At 45.8% G+C, this 13772-nt stretch carries 15 protein-coding genes and 2 pseudogenes; 9 read left to right on the top strand and 8 right to left on the bottom strand.

Annotated features, from left to right (window positions below):
* Together QUA23_RS23345 and QUA23_RS23340 are read left to right on the top strand one after the other, a co-directional pair.
* A pseudogene (locus QUA23_RS23345) lies at positions 1-141 on the top strand (photosystem II q(b) protein); the annotation flags it as partial.
* 428 nt (positions 142-569) lie between these two features.
* Positions 570-1340, top strand: a complete 771-nt coding sequence (locus QUA23_RS23340; RefSeq protein ID WP_333072811.1) for a GerMN domain-containing protein — start codon at positions 570-572, stop codon at positions 1338-1340.
* A 108-nt stretch (positions 1341-1448) separates the two neighbouring features.
* Here the strand turns inward: QUA23_RS23340 and QUA23_RS23335 are convergent, their stop codons facing one another.
* From QUA23_RS23335 to efp, 3 genes are all read right to left on the bottom strand, one after another.
* The gene (locus tag QUA23_RS23335; protein WP_006631662.1) at positions 1449-1841 is read right to left on the bottom strand and encodes an ArsR/SmtB family transcription factor; all 393 of its coding nucleotides are present in this window, start codon (positions 1839-1841) and stop codon (positions 1449-1451) included.
* A 30-nt stretch (positions 1842-1871) separates the two neighbouring features.
* Positions 1872-2429, bottom strand: a complete 558-nt coding sequence (gene accB / locus QUA23_RS23330) for an acetyl-CoA carboxylase biotin carboxyl carrier protein (RefSeq protein ID WP_333072812.1) — start codon at positions 2427-2429, stop codon at positions 1872-1874.
* Between the two features lie 199 nt (positions 2430-2628).
* Entirely contained in the window at positions 2629-3186 is a 558-nt protein-coding gene (gene efp / locus QUA23_RS23325; RefSeq protein ID WP_333041804.1) for an elongation factor P, read from the bottom strand.
* A gap of 384 nt (positions 3187-3570) precedes the next feature.
* Here efp and QUA23_RS23320 point away from each other — a divergent pair, with 384 nt between their 5' ends.
* From QUA23_RS23320 to QUA23_RS23305, 4 genes are all read left to right on the top strand, one after another.
* On the top strand, positions 3571-4695 hold the full coding sequence (locus tag QUA23_RS23320) for a peptidylprolyl isomerase (RefSeq protein ID WP_333072813.1): 1125 nt from the start codon (positions 3571-3573) through the stop codon (positions 4693-4695).
* Between the two features lie 240 nt (positions 4696-4935).
* On the top strand, positions 4936-5250 hold the full coding sequence (locus tag QUA23_RS23315) for a hypothetical protein (RefSeq protein ID WP_333067685.1): 315 nt from the start codon (positions 4936-4938) through the stop codon (positions 5248-5250).
* A gap of 32 nt (positions 5251-5282) precedes the next feature.
* The gene (thiL, locus tag QUA23_RS23310) at positions 5283-6278 is read left to right on the top strand and encodes a thiamine-phosphate kinase (RefSeq protein ID WP_333072814.1); all 996 of its coding nucleotides are present in this window, start codon (positions 5283-5285) and stop codon (positions 6276-6278) included.
* Positions 6279-6728: 450 nt separating this feature from the next.
* Positions 6729-6878 carry a hypothetical protein gene (locus tag QUA23_RS23305; RefSeq protein WP_333072815.1) on the top strand — a complete coding sequence of 50 codons (150 nt, stop codon included), beginning with the start codon at positions 6729-6731 and terminating at the stop codon, positions 6876-6878.
* 17 nt (positions 6879-6895) lie between these two features.
* Here the strand turns inward: QUA23_RS23305 and QUA23_RS23300 are convergent, their stop codons facing one another.
* Together QUA23_RS23300 and QUA23_RS23295 are read right to left on the bottom strand one after the other, a co-directional pair.
* The gene (locus QUA23_RS23300; protein ID WP_333072816.1) at positions 6896-7621 is read right to left on the bottom strand and encodes a tetratricopeptide repeat-containing protein; all 726 of its coding nucleotides are present in this window, start codon (positions 7619-7621) and stop codon (positions 6896-6898) included.
* 64 nt (positions 7622-7685) lie between these two features.
* Positions 7686-7829, bottom strand: coding sequence for a hypothetical protein (locus tag QUA23_RS23295; RefSeq protein WP_333072817.1), 144 nt, complete (start codon positions 7827-7829; stop codon positions 7686-7688).
* 133 nt (positions 7830-7962) lie between these two features.
* Here QUA23_RS23295 and QUA23_RS23290 point away from each other — a divergent pair, with 133 nt between their 5' ends.
* On the top strand, positions 7963-8127 hold the full coding sequence (locus tag QUA23_RS23290; protein ID WP_333072818.1) for a hypothetical protein: 165 nt from the start codon (positions 7963-7965) through the stop codon (positions 8125-8127).
* A gap of 58 nt (positions 8128-8185) precedes the next feature.
* On the opposite strand, the gene QUA23_RS23285 is transcribed toward QUA23_RS23290, so the two are convergent.
* The 3 genes from QUA23_RS23285 to QUA23_RS23275 form a co-directional block, all read right to left on the bottom strand.
* Positions 8186-9208 (bottom strand): tetratricopeptide repeat protein, encoded by a 1023-nt coding sequence (locus QUA23_RS23285; RefSeq protein ID WP_333072819.1) that lies wholly within the window; start codon positions 9206-9208, stop codon positions 8186-8188.
* A gap of 175 nt (positions 9209-9383) precedes the next feature.
* A complete protein-coding gene (locus QUA23_RS23280) occupies positions 9384-10574 on the bottom strand; it encodes a cysteine desulfurase family protein (RefSeq protein WP_333072820.1) in 1191 nt (396 codons plus the stop codon).
* Positions 10575-10648: 74 nt separating this feature from the next.
* Positions 10649-11050 (bottom strand): DUF7682 family zinc-binding protein, encoded by a 402-nt coding sequence (locus QUA23_RS23275; protein ID WP_333072821.1) that lies wholly within the window; start codon positions 11048-11050, stop codon positions 10649-10651.
* Between the two features lie 191 nt (positions 11051-11241).
* Between QUA23_RS23275 and QUA23_RS23270 the strand changes: the two are divergent.
* Positions 11242-12906, top strand: a pseudogene (locus QUA23_RS23270) (DUF655 domain-containing protein).
* A 198-nt stretch (positions 12907-13104) separates the two neighbouring features.
* A complete protein-coding gene (locus QUA23_RS23265; protein WP_333072822.1) occupies positions 13105-13749 on the top strand; it encodes a hypothetical protein in 645 nt (214 codons plus the stop codon).
* Positions 13750-13772: the final 23 nt, after the last annotated feature.

Raw genomic sequence — 13772 nt, 5'->3', positions numbered from 1 at the left:
AATACTTGGGCTGATGTGATCAACCGCGCTAACTTGGGTATGGAAGTAATGCACGAGCGCAATGCTCACAACTTCCCGCTTGATTTGGCTGCTGGTGAAACAACTCCCGTAGCAATGGTTGCTCCTTCTATCAATGGCTAAGTTTTAGTTTTTGATTAACAAAAAGCGCTCCTAGAAATAGGGGCGCTTTTTGTTTGGATAAAAATATTTTTAGAGACCTGCTTCTATCCCTTAAATCCGTTACCCCCTTACCTCCGTTACATCCATTCGTTGCTTTCCTTCTTCCTTTTTACTTATTTTTTCTTCCTTTATTCTTTAATTTTTTATGATTACTATAGAACAGAGCCACTAGGCCGATCGAGATACTGTGACATACTCCACGGGCGAAATCTTATATTATGGTCTAGGATTCCAATAGTCGGATTCAGGATATGTTGGGCTTGCTATAAAGTGTTCGCTAGCAGCAATGCAATTGTGTCAATTCCAGAATCTAACCATAGACAAATGTAGCTGATCGGGAGTCGCTCCTCACCGTCCCAAGCGCTCTATCTGTAAGGAGAATTTGTATTATGAAAGATGGACAAGAAGTACGCCGCGTCTCCACACCCGTCATTGCTGGTGTTTGCGGGTTGGCTTTACTGGCAGGAGGGGGCATTGCCTGGTGGACCGCGAACCTTTCGCCAACCCCCGCAGGTACGCAGTCTTCTGCTCAAACTACCGCTCCGCCGCTGTCCCCAAGCCCTGTGGAATCTCCTGCTGTAGTTATCCCCGTACCCCCTCCAAATCCTGTACAAGTGCCACAGGTTCAGACGCCACAGGTTCAGACGCCACAGGTTCAGACGCCCCAAGCTCAGACGCCGCAGGCTCTAGTCCCAAAGTCGCCGCAGCCAAAGCCTTTGCCGCAGACGGATGTCCAGACAGTGCAAGTCTACTGGGTTAAAGATGCCAGCGGTAAATTTGAGGGAGTTCCTACGAAAGTAGCTGTCAAACAAGCTGACAAGCCTGATGCAGCTTTACAAGCTGCTTTTAATAGTTTGTTGGCGGGGCCGAAGGATGGAACTGTTTCTAGCGAAATTCCTAAGGGGACAAAACTCAGGGGTTTAAGTGTTAAGAATGACGGAGTTTATGTCGATTTGTCAGCCGAATTTACTTCGGGGGGAGGGAGCAATTCGATGACTGGCCGGTTAGGGCAAGTTATCTATACCGCTACGAGTTTACAACCGAATACCAAGGTTTGGATTTCGGTGGAAGGGAAGCCTTTAGAACTTTTAGGCGGCGAAGGTTTGGAGGTGGCTCAGCCGAGTACCCGCCAAAGTTTTGACAAAAATTTTCCCCTTTAGTAATTATGAGTCATTAGTTACAAGCCATTAGTCATCGGTCTGAAGGCCGATCGTAGGAATTGATAACTGATGACTCATGACTGAGGGCAGAGAACGGGCAACTAATTTTCAGTGCTTCGTAGTTAGGCTAAATGCCCGAAAGTGTAGGGCTTGCTGTTCGATCCTGCTGGCAAGCCGATCGCACACCATATTACACAGCTCAAAAATTAACTCGTCCTGCACCTTATAATAAGCTGAAGTTCCTTCACTCCGGCGAGTGAGGATACCAGCTTGGAGCATGAGTTTTAGGTGCTTAGAAACATTGGCTTGACTCGTTTGAGTAGCTTCCACCAATTCTTGCACGCATTTTTCGCCGTCGCGAAGCAAGTTCAAAATTCGTAAACGCATGGGTTCGCTCAAAATACTGAAATACTCAGCAACTTGTTGCACAACCTCTTGCGGGACAGGCTGGGATGACTTCATCAAACTCACCGGAGAGAAGTGATCGGGAAATATTAGCATTTATTCTGTCCATAACAATAAAGTAATGCTTCAATCCGGATTAATTCGCATCAACACTTGACCGTATTCGACAGGTTCGCCATTTTGAACTAAAATTTCCATCACTTGACCGGAGACTTCATCAGCATCGATCTCGTTCATCAGCTTCATCGCTTCGATAATACAGACTGTCTGATTGACCTTGATGCGATCGCCCACATTGACAAAAGGTGGCTCGTCAGGAGCTGCAGCGCGATAAAAGGTTCCTACCATCGGCGAGATAATTGGCACCCATTTCGTATCGACAGAAGCAGGTACGGCAGCAGGTACGGCGACAGGGGCGACGGGTACAGGGGCAGCCAGCTCCGCTGCTAAGTTTTGGTCAACAGCAGGAGGTGACGCTAATGTGGGGCTAGCAACAGCGGCCAACGCGCTCGGAGCGACAGTCGCCACGGCAGCAGGGAGAGCAGCAGAGGCGCCTGGTGAACTTGCCAGACTGCCTTTGCGTACTGTCAGTTCAATATCCCCACTTTTTAAAGTCAGTTCCGAAATGCCAGTTTTGTCTAATACAGTTAGCAAGTCACAAAGCTGGTTTAAGTCTAGTTGCACAGCAGATTCAAGGGTAATTGAGAATTGAAAATTGAAAATTGAAAATTGAAAATTAAGAACCAGGCGAAGCTAGGAGCATCAACGACTTTGGAGGCAAAAGGGATAGTTTTTAAGCTGTGAGCGATGAGTATTGAATTTGGACTTCTTTAACTCATAACTCAGAACTAAAAACTAAAAACTCCCTTTCCCTCCCTCGTTTCTACTCTCGACCGAGGTACTTGTCTTCACGAGTATCTATCCGAATCCGTTCTCCAATGGAAATAAATAGAGGCACCATAATCTGAGCCCCGGTGGAGAGGACGGCGGGTTTACTGCCACCGGTGGCAGTATCTCCTTTGACTCCGGGATCGGTTTGTATCACTTCCAAGACGACAGAGTTGGGCAGTTCCACTTCCATGATTTGGTCGTTCCAGCGCAGGATGCTGACTTCCATCCCTTCATTGAGGTACTTGACACGATCGCCTATTTGCTTAGCATTGAGGCGACTTTCCTCGTAAGTTTCCATATCCATAAAGACGAAATCGTCGCCCTCTTTATAGGTATGCTGCATCACGCTCTTTTCCAGGTTGGCTTGAGGCATAGTCTCGCCCGCCCGGAAGGTTTGTTCTACTACGTTTCCGGTTTGGACGTTTTTTAATTTTGTCCGCACGAAAGCCGAGCCTTTTCCTGGCTTGACGTGGAGGAATTCGATAACCCGCCACACGCCGTTATTCCATTCAATTGAAACACCTGGTCGAAAGTCGTTACTGGATATCATATAAATTTTTGCGGGCAATCCCGTCGCCTTGGGGGCACGGGGGAACTACAGTCAGTCGATTTTAGATTTTAGATTTTAGATTTTAGATTTACTCCACAGATGAATTGGGGAGATTGAACCTTGGTCTAAAATTTTGATCTCTCCACGACAGGAGTCTGGGGATTGTATCCGTTTGTGAGCGGGTCAGGTTAAAGCCGCAGTCTAGCTGACGGCATCAAAAAGCAATTGGCATTTTATTTTACCGTTCAAAGGGAGCAAGTGCTGTACTGAAAGCTAAAAAGCTCTCAAGGGAAGGAAGTTCTACCGCGAGCAGTGTACGGCATTTGAGGGATAGAAGGCCGACAGCGCTGTGGGAAGATAAGAGAGGCAATAAAAGTTAAAGTTATGTTGCATTGGCCTAATTTCTCGATCGATACGTGCAAGCGCTGGGGCAAAACCATCGCTTTAGCGCTCTTGCTGTTCACTCTCTCCCTGAGTTTCAGTTCAGTTTCCCATGCCAAACGCCCCAGCAGCAGTATGCCTGCTGGGAATGCGATTACGGACGGCCGGGCGCTGCTGCGCTACGCTTTACCTATTGACAATCAGACTGTGCGAGAGTTGCAAATCAGTCTCGAAGACATTGGCAACCACATACGGTCTAAACGTTGGGGGCCCATTAGCAGTGATGTCAGCAAGGCTTCCAGGATTCTCAACCTTCGGGAATCTGACCTTTTAGAGAGTATTCCCGACGCCAAAAAGCCGGAAGCTGAGGCGCTAGTTGCAGGAGTCAAGGAGAAAGTTGCTCAACTGGAAAAGGCTGTTGAGGCTAAAGACAGGGACAAAGTGATTGACTTGAAAGCCACAATCTTAGGTTCGGTAGGCGAAATCGAAGAATTGATGGTAACAAAGTTTCCGTTTGAAGTGCCTGCCAAGTATGCTAATCTGCCTCAACTAAAAGGGCGCGCTACTGTGGCTGTACAAACTGAAAAAGGGGAAATTACTGTTGTGGTTGACGGCTACAGCGCCCCGGTTACGGCTGGTAATTTTGTGGATTTGGTCGATCGAGGTTTTTATGACGGTTTGCCGTTTATTCGATCGGAAGAATCCTACGTTTTGCAAACGGGAGACCCCGAAGGCAAGGAAGTCGGTTTTATTGACCCAACTACTGGCAAATACCGGAATGTGCCGCTAGAAGTGCTCGTTAGGGACGAAAAAGAACCTATTTACGGGATTACTCTAGAAGATGCGGGACGTTATCGCGACGAGCCTGTTTTGCCTTTTTCTGCTTTTGGTACTGTGGCTATGGCCCGTACAGAAACTGACCCTGATAGCGCTTCTTCTCAGTTTTTCTTTTTCTTGTTTGAGCCTGAACTCACGCCCGCAGGTCTGAATTTGTTGGACGGCCGCTATGCTGTTTTTGGTTACATGATTGAAGGAAAAGAAGTTTTGGAGCAACTGAAGCAGGGAGACAAGATTGTATCTGCTAAGGTAGTTAAAGGAATCGAAAATTTGGTGCGACCTCAAGTTTAATTAATGACGGCGATTGAAATCGCTGCTTGTCAAAAGTGACGGCGATTGAAATCGCTTTTACACCAACAAAGCCCGCCTGTGCGGGCTAAAAAATCAAGAGTGACTGCGATTTAAATCGTTTCTAGATGGTGGTGAAAGAGATTGAAATCGCTTCTGCACAGATAAATCCCGCCTCAGCGGGCGCGAAAAAGAGATAATTTTTATAGTTTCGTTATTGAAATTAGGAATTAAGTCTAGAATATGGCTATTTTACAATTTTTATTGGTAATAGGTTTGGGCGGATTCACAGGATTGCTGATTGTCAAAAGTGTGAATGAGAGCAAGCAAAAACAGCGGTTGGATGAGGCTTTTTATGAGTTGTTGGAAACTCAAAACAGTCAAATTTCGTTGATTCAACTGGCAGCTAATGCTAGGGTTGAGGCAGAAGTTGCTCAGCAGTATTTAACTCGGCAAGTGAAGATTTTTTCGGCGGTGTTAGAGGTAGATGATGAAGGGGATACTTTTTATAGGTTTCCTAGGTTGCGCTTGCCGCCGAGTTCGGGTAAGGAATGGTGAATTGAGAAAGTGCGATCGACTAATTCCAAATTATGAAAGTTAAAGATATCGGTGAACAAGGTCTTTTAAGAATATTGCAAAAATTCTGCCCCCCAGAGATAGTGGGTGATGATTGCGCTGTCATGGCTACAAATCCCAACCAATCTCTCGCTATCACTACAGATATGCTGGTGGATGGAGTGCATTTTAGCGATCGCACTACGGGGCCTTATTACGCAGGATGGCGCGCCGCAGCGGCAAATTTGTCAGATCTGGCGGCTATGGGAGCAAAGCCTCTGGCGGTGACTGTAGCCCTCGCTGTGGCGGCGGATACGGCTGTGGAGTGGGTTGAAGAGTTTTATCGGGGGATGACGGCTTGCTTGCAAGAATATCATACGCCGATCGTCGGTGGCGATGTTGTGCGATCGCCGGTGGTGACTGTGGCGATTACTGCTTTCGGACAAGTTGAGTGCGATCGTACCATTAGTCGGTCAAACGCGCGATCGGGCTGGGCGATTGTCGCTACAGGGGTTCACGGAGCCTCCCGCGCGGGATTAGAATTGCTGTTAAATCCAGAATTCGGGCAAAATCTGGAAAAGGTCGATCGGGCTTCTTTAATTCTCGCTCACCAGCGCCCTAAACCGAGGCTGGATGTTTTGCCGGTTGTTTGGGAGATTTTAGATTCTGCGGGTGAGTTTTCCATCGCCGGAATGGACAGCAGCGACGGTTTAGCTGATGCGATTATTCAAATTTGTCGGGCTAGCGGTGTTGGCGCAAAAGTCGATCGCCCGAAAATACCAATTCCCGATATTTTCAGCGAAATTGTATCAACCGAAAAAGCTTTAGATTGGGCATTGTACGGGGGAGAAGACTTCGAGTTAGTGCTGTTTTTGCCGATCGCAAATGCTGAGTTATTAGTGGAAAAAATTGGTAATGGTGCGGATATTGTGGGAATCGCTACGGATAGCACCGATATCTGGTTGACTGATAGCAGCGGCATTTACCCTGATGCTATATTAAAGCTCGATCGAGGATTTCAACACTTCTGAATTATCTCGCTTGTCCGCTTGGAGTGGATGACAGTTTGTGTAGAGGCGGTTTCAACCGCTTAGTTTGGGCTCTTTGGTTTGTGTCTTCTGGTTTTTCTCGGTAGATGTGGTCTAGTTTTGCCAGATAAGCCCCGCCCAGGTTATTTAAGGTTAGTAAGTTCTTCAGCGAGAAATCCTCAAGGGTATAGACTGTTAAAGCCGCGTTATAAAGTGCGATAGAGTTTTTTGGGGGAATTTTCGGTAGACTCGGCGGGGTGGGCGACGATTGCCCTGGTGCTAGTTAAGTAGGGTTGCTAAACTTGGAGGCTAGATACTATCATATTGAATAGATAATGTTTGGTGGACATTCAAAATGACTATTTTTTTACCTTTGTTACAAGTTAATAACTTGACAGGACTAGGTTTATTCGCGACACTATGCAACAATCCTAATCCAATACAATGGTATTTATGGCAAGCACAATCGTAGAGATGATTATGACTGGTGCAACACTTGAATCCATAGCGGCTACAATAGCAGCACAGTTAGGGGCTGCTGGTATTTCCTTGGGATTGGTGTCACAGCTTGTAGAACAGATTAAAGGGATTATGGGATGCTAGACAATTGTGTAAGGAGTCTAATATGCGATCGCCCGTTCCAGATTTTCTGCCCGCGAACCGTTTATTCTGTAAAGGTAGGCAATAGCTAGGTTATTTTGAGTCCCTGCCCATTTTTCAGGGAAAGCCTCAAGGGTATAGACTTTTAAAGCAGCCTGAAAAAACTCGATCGCCCGTTCCAGATTTTCTGCCCGCGAACCGTTTATCCTGTTACTGTAGGCAGTAGCTAGGTTATTTTGAGTCATTGCCCATTTTTCAGGGAAATCCTCAAGGGTACGAACGGTTAAAGCAGCCTGATAAAACTCGATCGCCCGTTCCAGATTTTCTGCCCGCGAACCGTTTATTCTGTCACTGTAGGCAGTAGCTAGGTTATTTTGAGTTTGAGCAAACATTTCGCTTCCCGGTTGCAGATTTTTTAAAACTATTTGATAACCAGTAATGGCAATTTCAATATTATTCGCTCTACTGCCAAGCGGAAAATCACTAATATCAATACTCAAATTTCCAATGATCGCGACAATTAACTTAATTGTTTCTGGATGTTCCGCAATTAAATTCTGGGCTACTTGCTTTAAAGTCTCGGCAAAACGGGCATTGAGGAGATGTTGCCGTTGTTTTAGTATCGGGTAAATTACTTTAATATCGCTATCGCTATCTTGTTCTGCTTGAAATAATTCTAGGATAAATTCTGCATATTCTTGGGAATCTTCACCTTCGGAGTAAACTCGAGCGCGGTTTTCATTCATAGGTTATAGTTAATAGTTAATAGCGTTTGCATAATTGCTGTAGGGGCGAGTTCGCCAACCATATTTAATACCCACAAATAATCCCCATAAACCCGCCCCCACCCACCGAAGAAATTCGATCGCTTGTTTCCAATTTTCCTACAAATGCGATCGCCCGTTTTCCGGTTTTCCCGAAAATGCGATTCCCTACGGGATAGCTTCGCTTCACGGGAATTTGTCCTTGGGAGGGGGCGGGTTTATTTCAATTGTTGGTACTCATTAGAGATGGTTGGCGAACCCGCCCCTACACAATTAATGGTATGACAAACTAATAATTCGAGTGAATTTATTTTAGCCTAATTATGGCAAAAGAGGCTAGGGAGCGATCGACCGTTTTCCAATTCTCCAAATGGCGAGAAACCGGGTATTTGCGAGAATTATTGGTGAGAGGCGAAGATATCGGAAAAAACCCGGTTTCTGAGATGGTGCGCGGTGGCGAGAAACCCGGTTTTTGCGAAGATATTTAATTGGAGGCGAAGATATCGGAAAAAACCCCGTTTCTGAGATTGTTAAAGCTGCATCACTTTAGGCATTAGCCAGCTTCTTTTTAATCATTGCCCAATATTCAGGGAAATGCTCGCGGGTATATACTGTTAATGCTGCTTCATAAAACGATCGCGCCTTTTCGAGATTTTCATCCCGCGAACCGTTGATTCTGTCATAATAGGCATTACCTAGGTTATATTGAATCATTGCCCAATCTTCAGGAAACAGTTCGCGGGTACGAACAGTTAAAGCAGCGTCAAAAAATGCGATCGCGCGATCGATATTTTCCGCCCGCGAACCGTTGATTCTGTTGGCGTAAGCAGCAGCTAGGTTATTTTGAGCCATTGCCCAATCTTCCGGGAAAGCCTCAAGGGTATAGACTGTTAAAGCAGCGCCATAAAGGGCGATCGCCATTTCCACATTTTCGGCCCGCGAGCCCTTTATTCTGGTAATGTAGGCAGCAGCTAAGTTGTTTTGAGTTTGAGCAAACTTTTCGCTTCCGGGTTGCCGATTATTTAAAACAACTTGATAAGCAGCAAGGGCAATTTCAATATTATCCGCTTTATTCCCACCGGAAAAATTACTAATATTAATGCTCAAGTCTTCAACGAGGCTGACAATTGAATCAATAGTTTTTGCATTTTCTCCACCAACTAACCTCTCGACTACTTGCTCTAAAATATCCGAAAAACGAGCATTGAGGAGATGTTTTCGTTCAGCTAGCATGGAGTGAATTACTGCTGTATTGCTATTGCTATCATCTTCTGCTTGCAATAATTCTAGAATAAAGTTTGCATACTCTTGGGGATTTTCACCTTCGGAGTTATCGCCATCGTTTATCTCGATTAATTGTGCTAGCTGAGCGATCAGATTCCGCAGGAAATTAGCGCCGTTTTGTCCTCCTTGCTGGGCCATTTTTTCTGCTACCAACTCGCAAGTTTCCAGAAAGTGGACATCCAACAATTCTGAGTTATCTTGTAATATCTGCGGTTCTTCGCCGTTGGGGCAATTCAGCAGGGTGTGAATTAGTTCTAGGTAGGCTTGGGCGCGGCTTTCTTCCATTATGGGGAGTTGTGAATAATATCGGGTTTATTGTAGCATGGTTGTGGGTTTTGGGGCTTGTTGTACGAGATGCAGACGGCGGTTGAAACCGCTTCTACACAAACGATATCCGTGCCAAGCGGACTGAAGACAAGACGGCGTTTTCCAACCGCCCAATCTTCAACCGCCCAGTTTTTTAATTCCTACACAATGCTACCTTGGGCATTAATCTATCCAAAATTTGCTCGATCGCAATTACTGTCCAATCAATATCAGCTTCTGTGGTTTCTCGTCCTAGAGTCAAGCGAATTCCACCAACGGCGCCGATTTCGTCATATCCCATTGCTAATAATATTGGACTGGGAGTTAGTTTGCCGCTGCTACAAGCGGCACCGGAACTAATGCCAATTCCGGCTAAATTTAACTGTCTCACCATAGTTTTGCCTGTGATTTGCTCTGTGTCTCTCTTTTGGTAAGGGCGACAGGATGGCGAGACGATGCAAAAACTGACGTGGTGGGGCAGTCGGTAATATCGATCGCCAGTTGGTACTAAACTGGGTACGTGGGATAATCGGTCAAAAAGTCGATCGCGCAATGCAATTAACCTCGGCGTTTCCACATCTATTTCCTGCAATGCTAACTCCGCCGCCACCCCAAAACCGACGATTGCCGGCAGCGCTTGCGTCCCGGAACGCATTTTCAATTCTTGGCCGCCACCGCCTAACATTGGCACTAATTCTACTCCCGGACGCACGTAAAGCGCCCCCGCACCTTGCGGCCCGTAAAGTTTGTGACTGGAAAGGGAAAGCAAATCTACGGGCAGTTTCTGCACGTCTATTGGCAGCTTGCCGGCAACTTGAACTGCATCGGTATGAAACATGATATTGCGATCGCGCGCAATTTGTCCCAAGGCCTCTATTGGTTGCAGCGTCCCAACTTCGCTTTGTCCGTAAATGATTGAAATTAACACTGTATTTGAGCGCAGCGACTCTTGCAAATCCAAAGGGTGAATTCGCCCAAATTTATCCACCGGTAGGCGCGTCACTTCCCATCCCAACTGTTCGAGTTCTCGCGCCGGTTCTGCTACTGCGGAATGCTCTACGCTGGAGATAATAATATGCTGCGGCTTTGTATAAAGACGGGCAATTCCCATAATTGCCAAATTGTCCGCTTCAGTGCCGCCACTCGTAAAAATCATCGATTCCGGTAGCGCGTTAATCAAGCTAGCAACCTGCATTCTTGCTAATTCTAAAGCTGTCGCCGCCCTTTGTCCCCACTCGTGCAAGCTGGAAGGATTACCCCACTGCTGAGTCAGGGATTTTTGCATGGCTTGAATCGCTTCTGGGCGTGCGGGTGTTGTGGCACTATAGTCGAGGTAAATTTGCATAATAACTAATTAATGAATGTTGAATGTTGACTGTTGACTGCTGTGAGTGGCTACCAATAACCAATAACCAATAACTAACTTCCTGGTTTGCAGACGTTGTAATCTTCGTGCGACAAAACTTTTTGGGGAATTAAGAAAGTGCCGCAATCTTCACAAAGCATTCTGTAGTTGCGAGTTACAGGAATACTGATTATCAAACGGTTGTGACGCAGGCGTTTGCCGCCGAAATCTCTGTAATTCTTATTTTCGCCCAAAGCTGCTATAATTGCGCGGGCTTTAGTAACTACGTGGTCTGGCAGACCTCTGAGATCGATGATATCTCTAGCAAATGATGCTTCCCTCTCTTGTTTTTTGGTTTGTTTTTGTGTCAGGACTTCAACGTAATGCTGCTGCGCCACCAACTCTTGCGTGCAGCGATGACACGCTTTACCATATCCTTTGTGACCGCACGGAAAAATTCTTTTTCTTTTAGCCATAAAGCAGCGGTATAGGGTTTGACCCACGCCCCTGAATGCTGCTACCCTACCAGTGATGCTTCCGGCATCGAGGCAGTTCTACAAGACGTAAAATCTATTCCCTTGCATAAATTTAATAGGTTGTAACTTTACTTGATCCAATAGATTTGAACTGTGGGAAGGCTAATAACCTCTATATTTTTTAAAATTTTGTGACTGTATTGTATTATCATTTACTCGGTTTCTGTTGTGCTGGGCTGGTGGCGCTCAATCTGGCGGGCTGCGGACAAACAAAGCAAGACGTGCAGAATTTACCTCTCAGTCTGGCTCCATTGCCTCAAGACCCCTTGTTGCAAGTATACTTCAATCAGTCGATCGCTTCGAGTTATACAGAGCCTTACCGCCAGCAAACTAGACCTGGGGATGATTTAGAAAACTCGATCGCTGTTGCGATCGCCAGTGCTGGATCGACGGTAGATTTAGCAGTTCAGGAGTTTCGCTTGCCCAGTATTGCGAGGGTTTTGGCCGATCGACAGCGATCGGGAATTAAAGTGAGATTAATTGTCGAACATATCTATAGTCGCCCTTGGAGCGATTTTACAGCTCAGGAGTTAGCGAAATTACCGGAAAGAGAGCGCGATCGTTATAGCGAATTTGTGCAACTTGCCGATCGCAATAAAGACGGTAAATTGAGTGCCGAGGAAATCAAGCAAAATGATGCTTTGGTAATTGTCAAGGATGCGGGTATTCCTGTAATTGATGATACTGCTGACGGCAGTAAAGGCAGCGGTTTGATGCACCACAAATTTGTGGTAATTGATGGCAAAACCGTAATCGTCACTTCTGCTAATTTTACCACAAGCGATATACATGGCGATTTCAAGACACCAGCAAGTCGCGGCAATGCGAACAATTTGCTGAAAATTGAAAATGCTCAAGTAGCGAAACTATTTACTCAAGAATTTAACATTATGTAGGGCGACGGGCCCAAAGGCAAACCGGACAGCAAGTTTGGCATCAAAAAGCCGTTTCGTCAAGTGCAAAAAGTAAGAGTAGGGAATTCGACAGTTGGGGTGCAATTTTCGCCGACGGCTGCGACTTTGCCTTGGGAAAAAAGCGCCAACGGTTTGATAAATCGAACTTTGGGTAGTGCGAAAAAGTCGGTTGATTTGGCCCTGTTTGTATTTTCGGCTCAGCGGTTGTCAAATACTTTGGAAATTGAAGCTGGGCGAGGAGTGGCGGTGCGAGCTTTAATTGACTCTAACTTTATTTATCGCTCTTACAGTGAAGGTTTAGATATGATGGGGGCGACTTTGATGCAAGATTGCGGGTTAGAAACTGACAACCGCCCTTGGAGAAAGCCGCTGACTGCGGTGGGAGTGCCGCTGTTACCCATGGGCGATCGCCTGCACCACAAATTCGGCGTTGTGGACGGCAAAACGGTGCTTACAGGTTCTCACAACTGGAGTGAGGCTGCAAATCACGGGAATGACGAGACGCTGCTGGCGATCGAGAGTCCCACAGTTGCGGCCCATTTTGAGCGGGAGTTCGATCGGCTTTACAAAGGTGCAATCTTGGGAATTCCCGCCCGAATTAAACAGAGAATTGATGCTAAGAAAAAAGAGTGCGATTCACTACAAGCAGCATCAAAATCTCCGAGTGCTAAACCTGAAATTGCTGCGGGTAAAAAATTAGTTAATTTAAATGCAGCGACTCAGGAAGAATTAGAAACTTTACCAGGGGTAGGCCCGAAGTTAGCTGAGAGAATTATTGCAGCGCGACAACAGCAACCTTTCACTTCTTTGGAGGATGTGGGACGGGTACAGGGAGTTGGGGACAAGATTTTAGAGAGATGGCGCGATCGAGTAACTTGGTAGTTAATTTAGGAGTCAGGACTCCCTTGCTGACATTATAAAGTTCGCACTCATGACTTCCGTCCTTCTTTTGGCAACTCAGGATCCAAGACTCAAGCCCTCACTAGAAACCTATTCGATCTACTTTGACAACACCTCAGATCGCAAGTTAAAATAACTCCTAAACAAAATGCTATCTATTCACATTAGAGGTAGAGAGAGATGGAACACGCCAAATTTCTTACGGGGAGGCAACAAATCAAATTTCTAGCTATTTTTATGGGAGCAATTTTTTTGACAATAGCAGCTTTTACAGTCAGCGCTCAGCAGACTGGCGAAGCACAATTTAGGGTCAAAAACGAAAACACTTTTAATATTAATTTGATTCAATTTAAGCGCATTGAATATGTAGGTTCATGTGCAGGTACTGTCTTCTCTCCTGATTCGCAAAGCGCTCGATTTGTTTCCAGCAAGACTCCCCCCGGCCCTAACAGGAGGGTGATAATTAAAAATGTGACTGAGGGAATGGAAACTAACCCATATCCTTACACAGACAGAGGTTACGACAAAGGTGAGTTTTCCGAGGATTTTGGATTTAAGTTGGGTAACAGTCACAAAACAAGAACTTTTTCGGTTTTAGAGGGAGAAAATAAGTTTCTCTATGAAATTAAAGAAAATGACCAAGTTATAGAACAGGGTGCGCTTACTGCTGAAGTTTCTATACAAAACTTAGGTACTTTTCCCCGTCAGCAAATTTGTGAAGATAAGGTCGAATGTCGGGATACTGCTGATTGTCGCGACCGTAAAGGCAGAAAAAGAAGTTGCAGACGAGAGTGTTTTCCTGTTCAACAGTGTCGCTGTCCGTAGCTACTTTCTGTCATCAAATTATT

Origin of the sequence: Microcoleus sp. Pol1C5 (assembly GCF_036701115.1) — a bacterium.
Lineage (GTDB): Bacteria > Cyanobacteriota > Cyanobacteriia > Cyanobacteriales > Microcoleaceae > Microcoleus.
This window is presented reverse-complemented; position numbering and strand designations above follow the sequence as displayed.

Bases quoted from the DNA above. Each gene is read 5' to 3' on its own strand.
- QUA23_RS23340 (WP_333072811.1), top strand. From the start codon at position 570: ATGAAAGATGGACAAGAAGTACGCCGCGTCTCCACACCCGTCATTGCT.
- QUA23_RS23335 (WP_006631662.1), bottom strand. From the start codon at position 1,841: ATGCTAATATTTCCCGATCACTTCTCTCCGGTGAGTTTGATGAAGTCA.
- efp (WP_333041804.1), bottom strand. From the start codon at position 3,186: ATGATATCCAGTAACGACTTTCGACCAGGTGTTTCAATTGAATGGAAT.
- QUA23_RS23320 (WP_333072813.1), top strand. From the start codon at position 3,571: ATGTTGCATTGGCCTAATTTCTCGATCGATACGTGCAAGCGCTGGGGC.
- QUA23_RS23315 (WP_333067685.1), top strand. From the start codon at position 4,936: ATGGCTATTTTACAATTTTTATTGGTAATAGGTTTGGGCGGATTCACA.
- thiL (WP_333072814.1), top strand. From the start codon at position 5,283: ATGAAAGTTAAAGATATCGGTGAACAAGGTCTTTTAAGAATATTGCAA.
- QUA23_RS23305 (WP_333072815.1), top strand. From the start codon at position 6,729: ATGGCAAGCACAATCGTAGAGATGATTATGACTGGTGCAACACTTGAA.
- QUA23_RS23300 (WP_333072816.1), bottom strand. From the start codon at position 7,621: ATGAATGAAAACCGCGCTCGAGTTTACTCCGAAGGTGAAGATTCCCAA.
- QUA23_RS23290 (WP_333072818.1), top strand. From the start codon at position 7,963: ATGGCAAAAGAGGCTAGGGAGCGATCGACCGTTTTCCAATTCTCCAAA.
- QUA23_RS23285 (WP_333072819.1), bottom strand. From the start codon at position 9,208: ATGGAAGAAAGCCGCGCCCAAGCCTACCTAGAACTAATTCACACCCTG.
- QUA23_RS23280 (WP_333072820.1), bottom strand. From the start codon at position 10,574: ATGCAAATTTACCTCGACTATAGTGCCACAACACCCGCACGCCCAGAA.
- QUA23_RS23275 (WP_333072821.1), bottom strand. From the start codon at position 11,050: ATGGCTAAAAGAAAAAGAATTTTTCCGTGCGGTCACAAAGGATATGGT.
- QUA23_RS23265 (WP_333072822.1), top strand. From the start codon at position 13,105: ATGGAACACGCCAAATTTCTTACGGGGAGGCAACAAATCAAATTTCTA.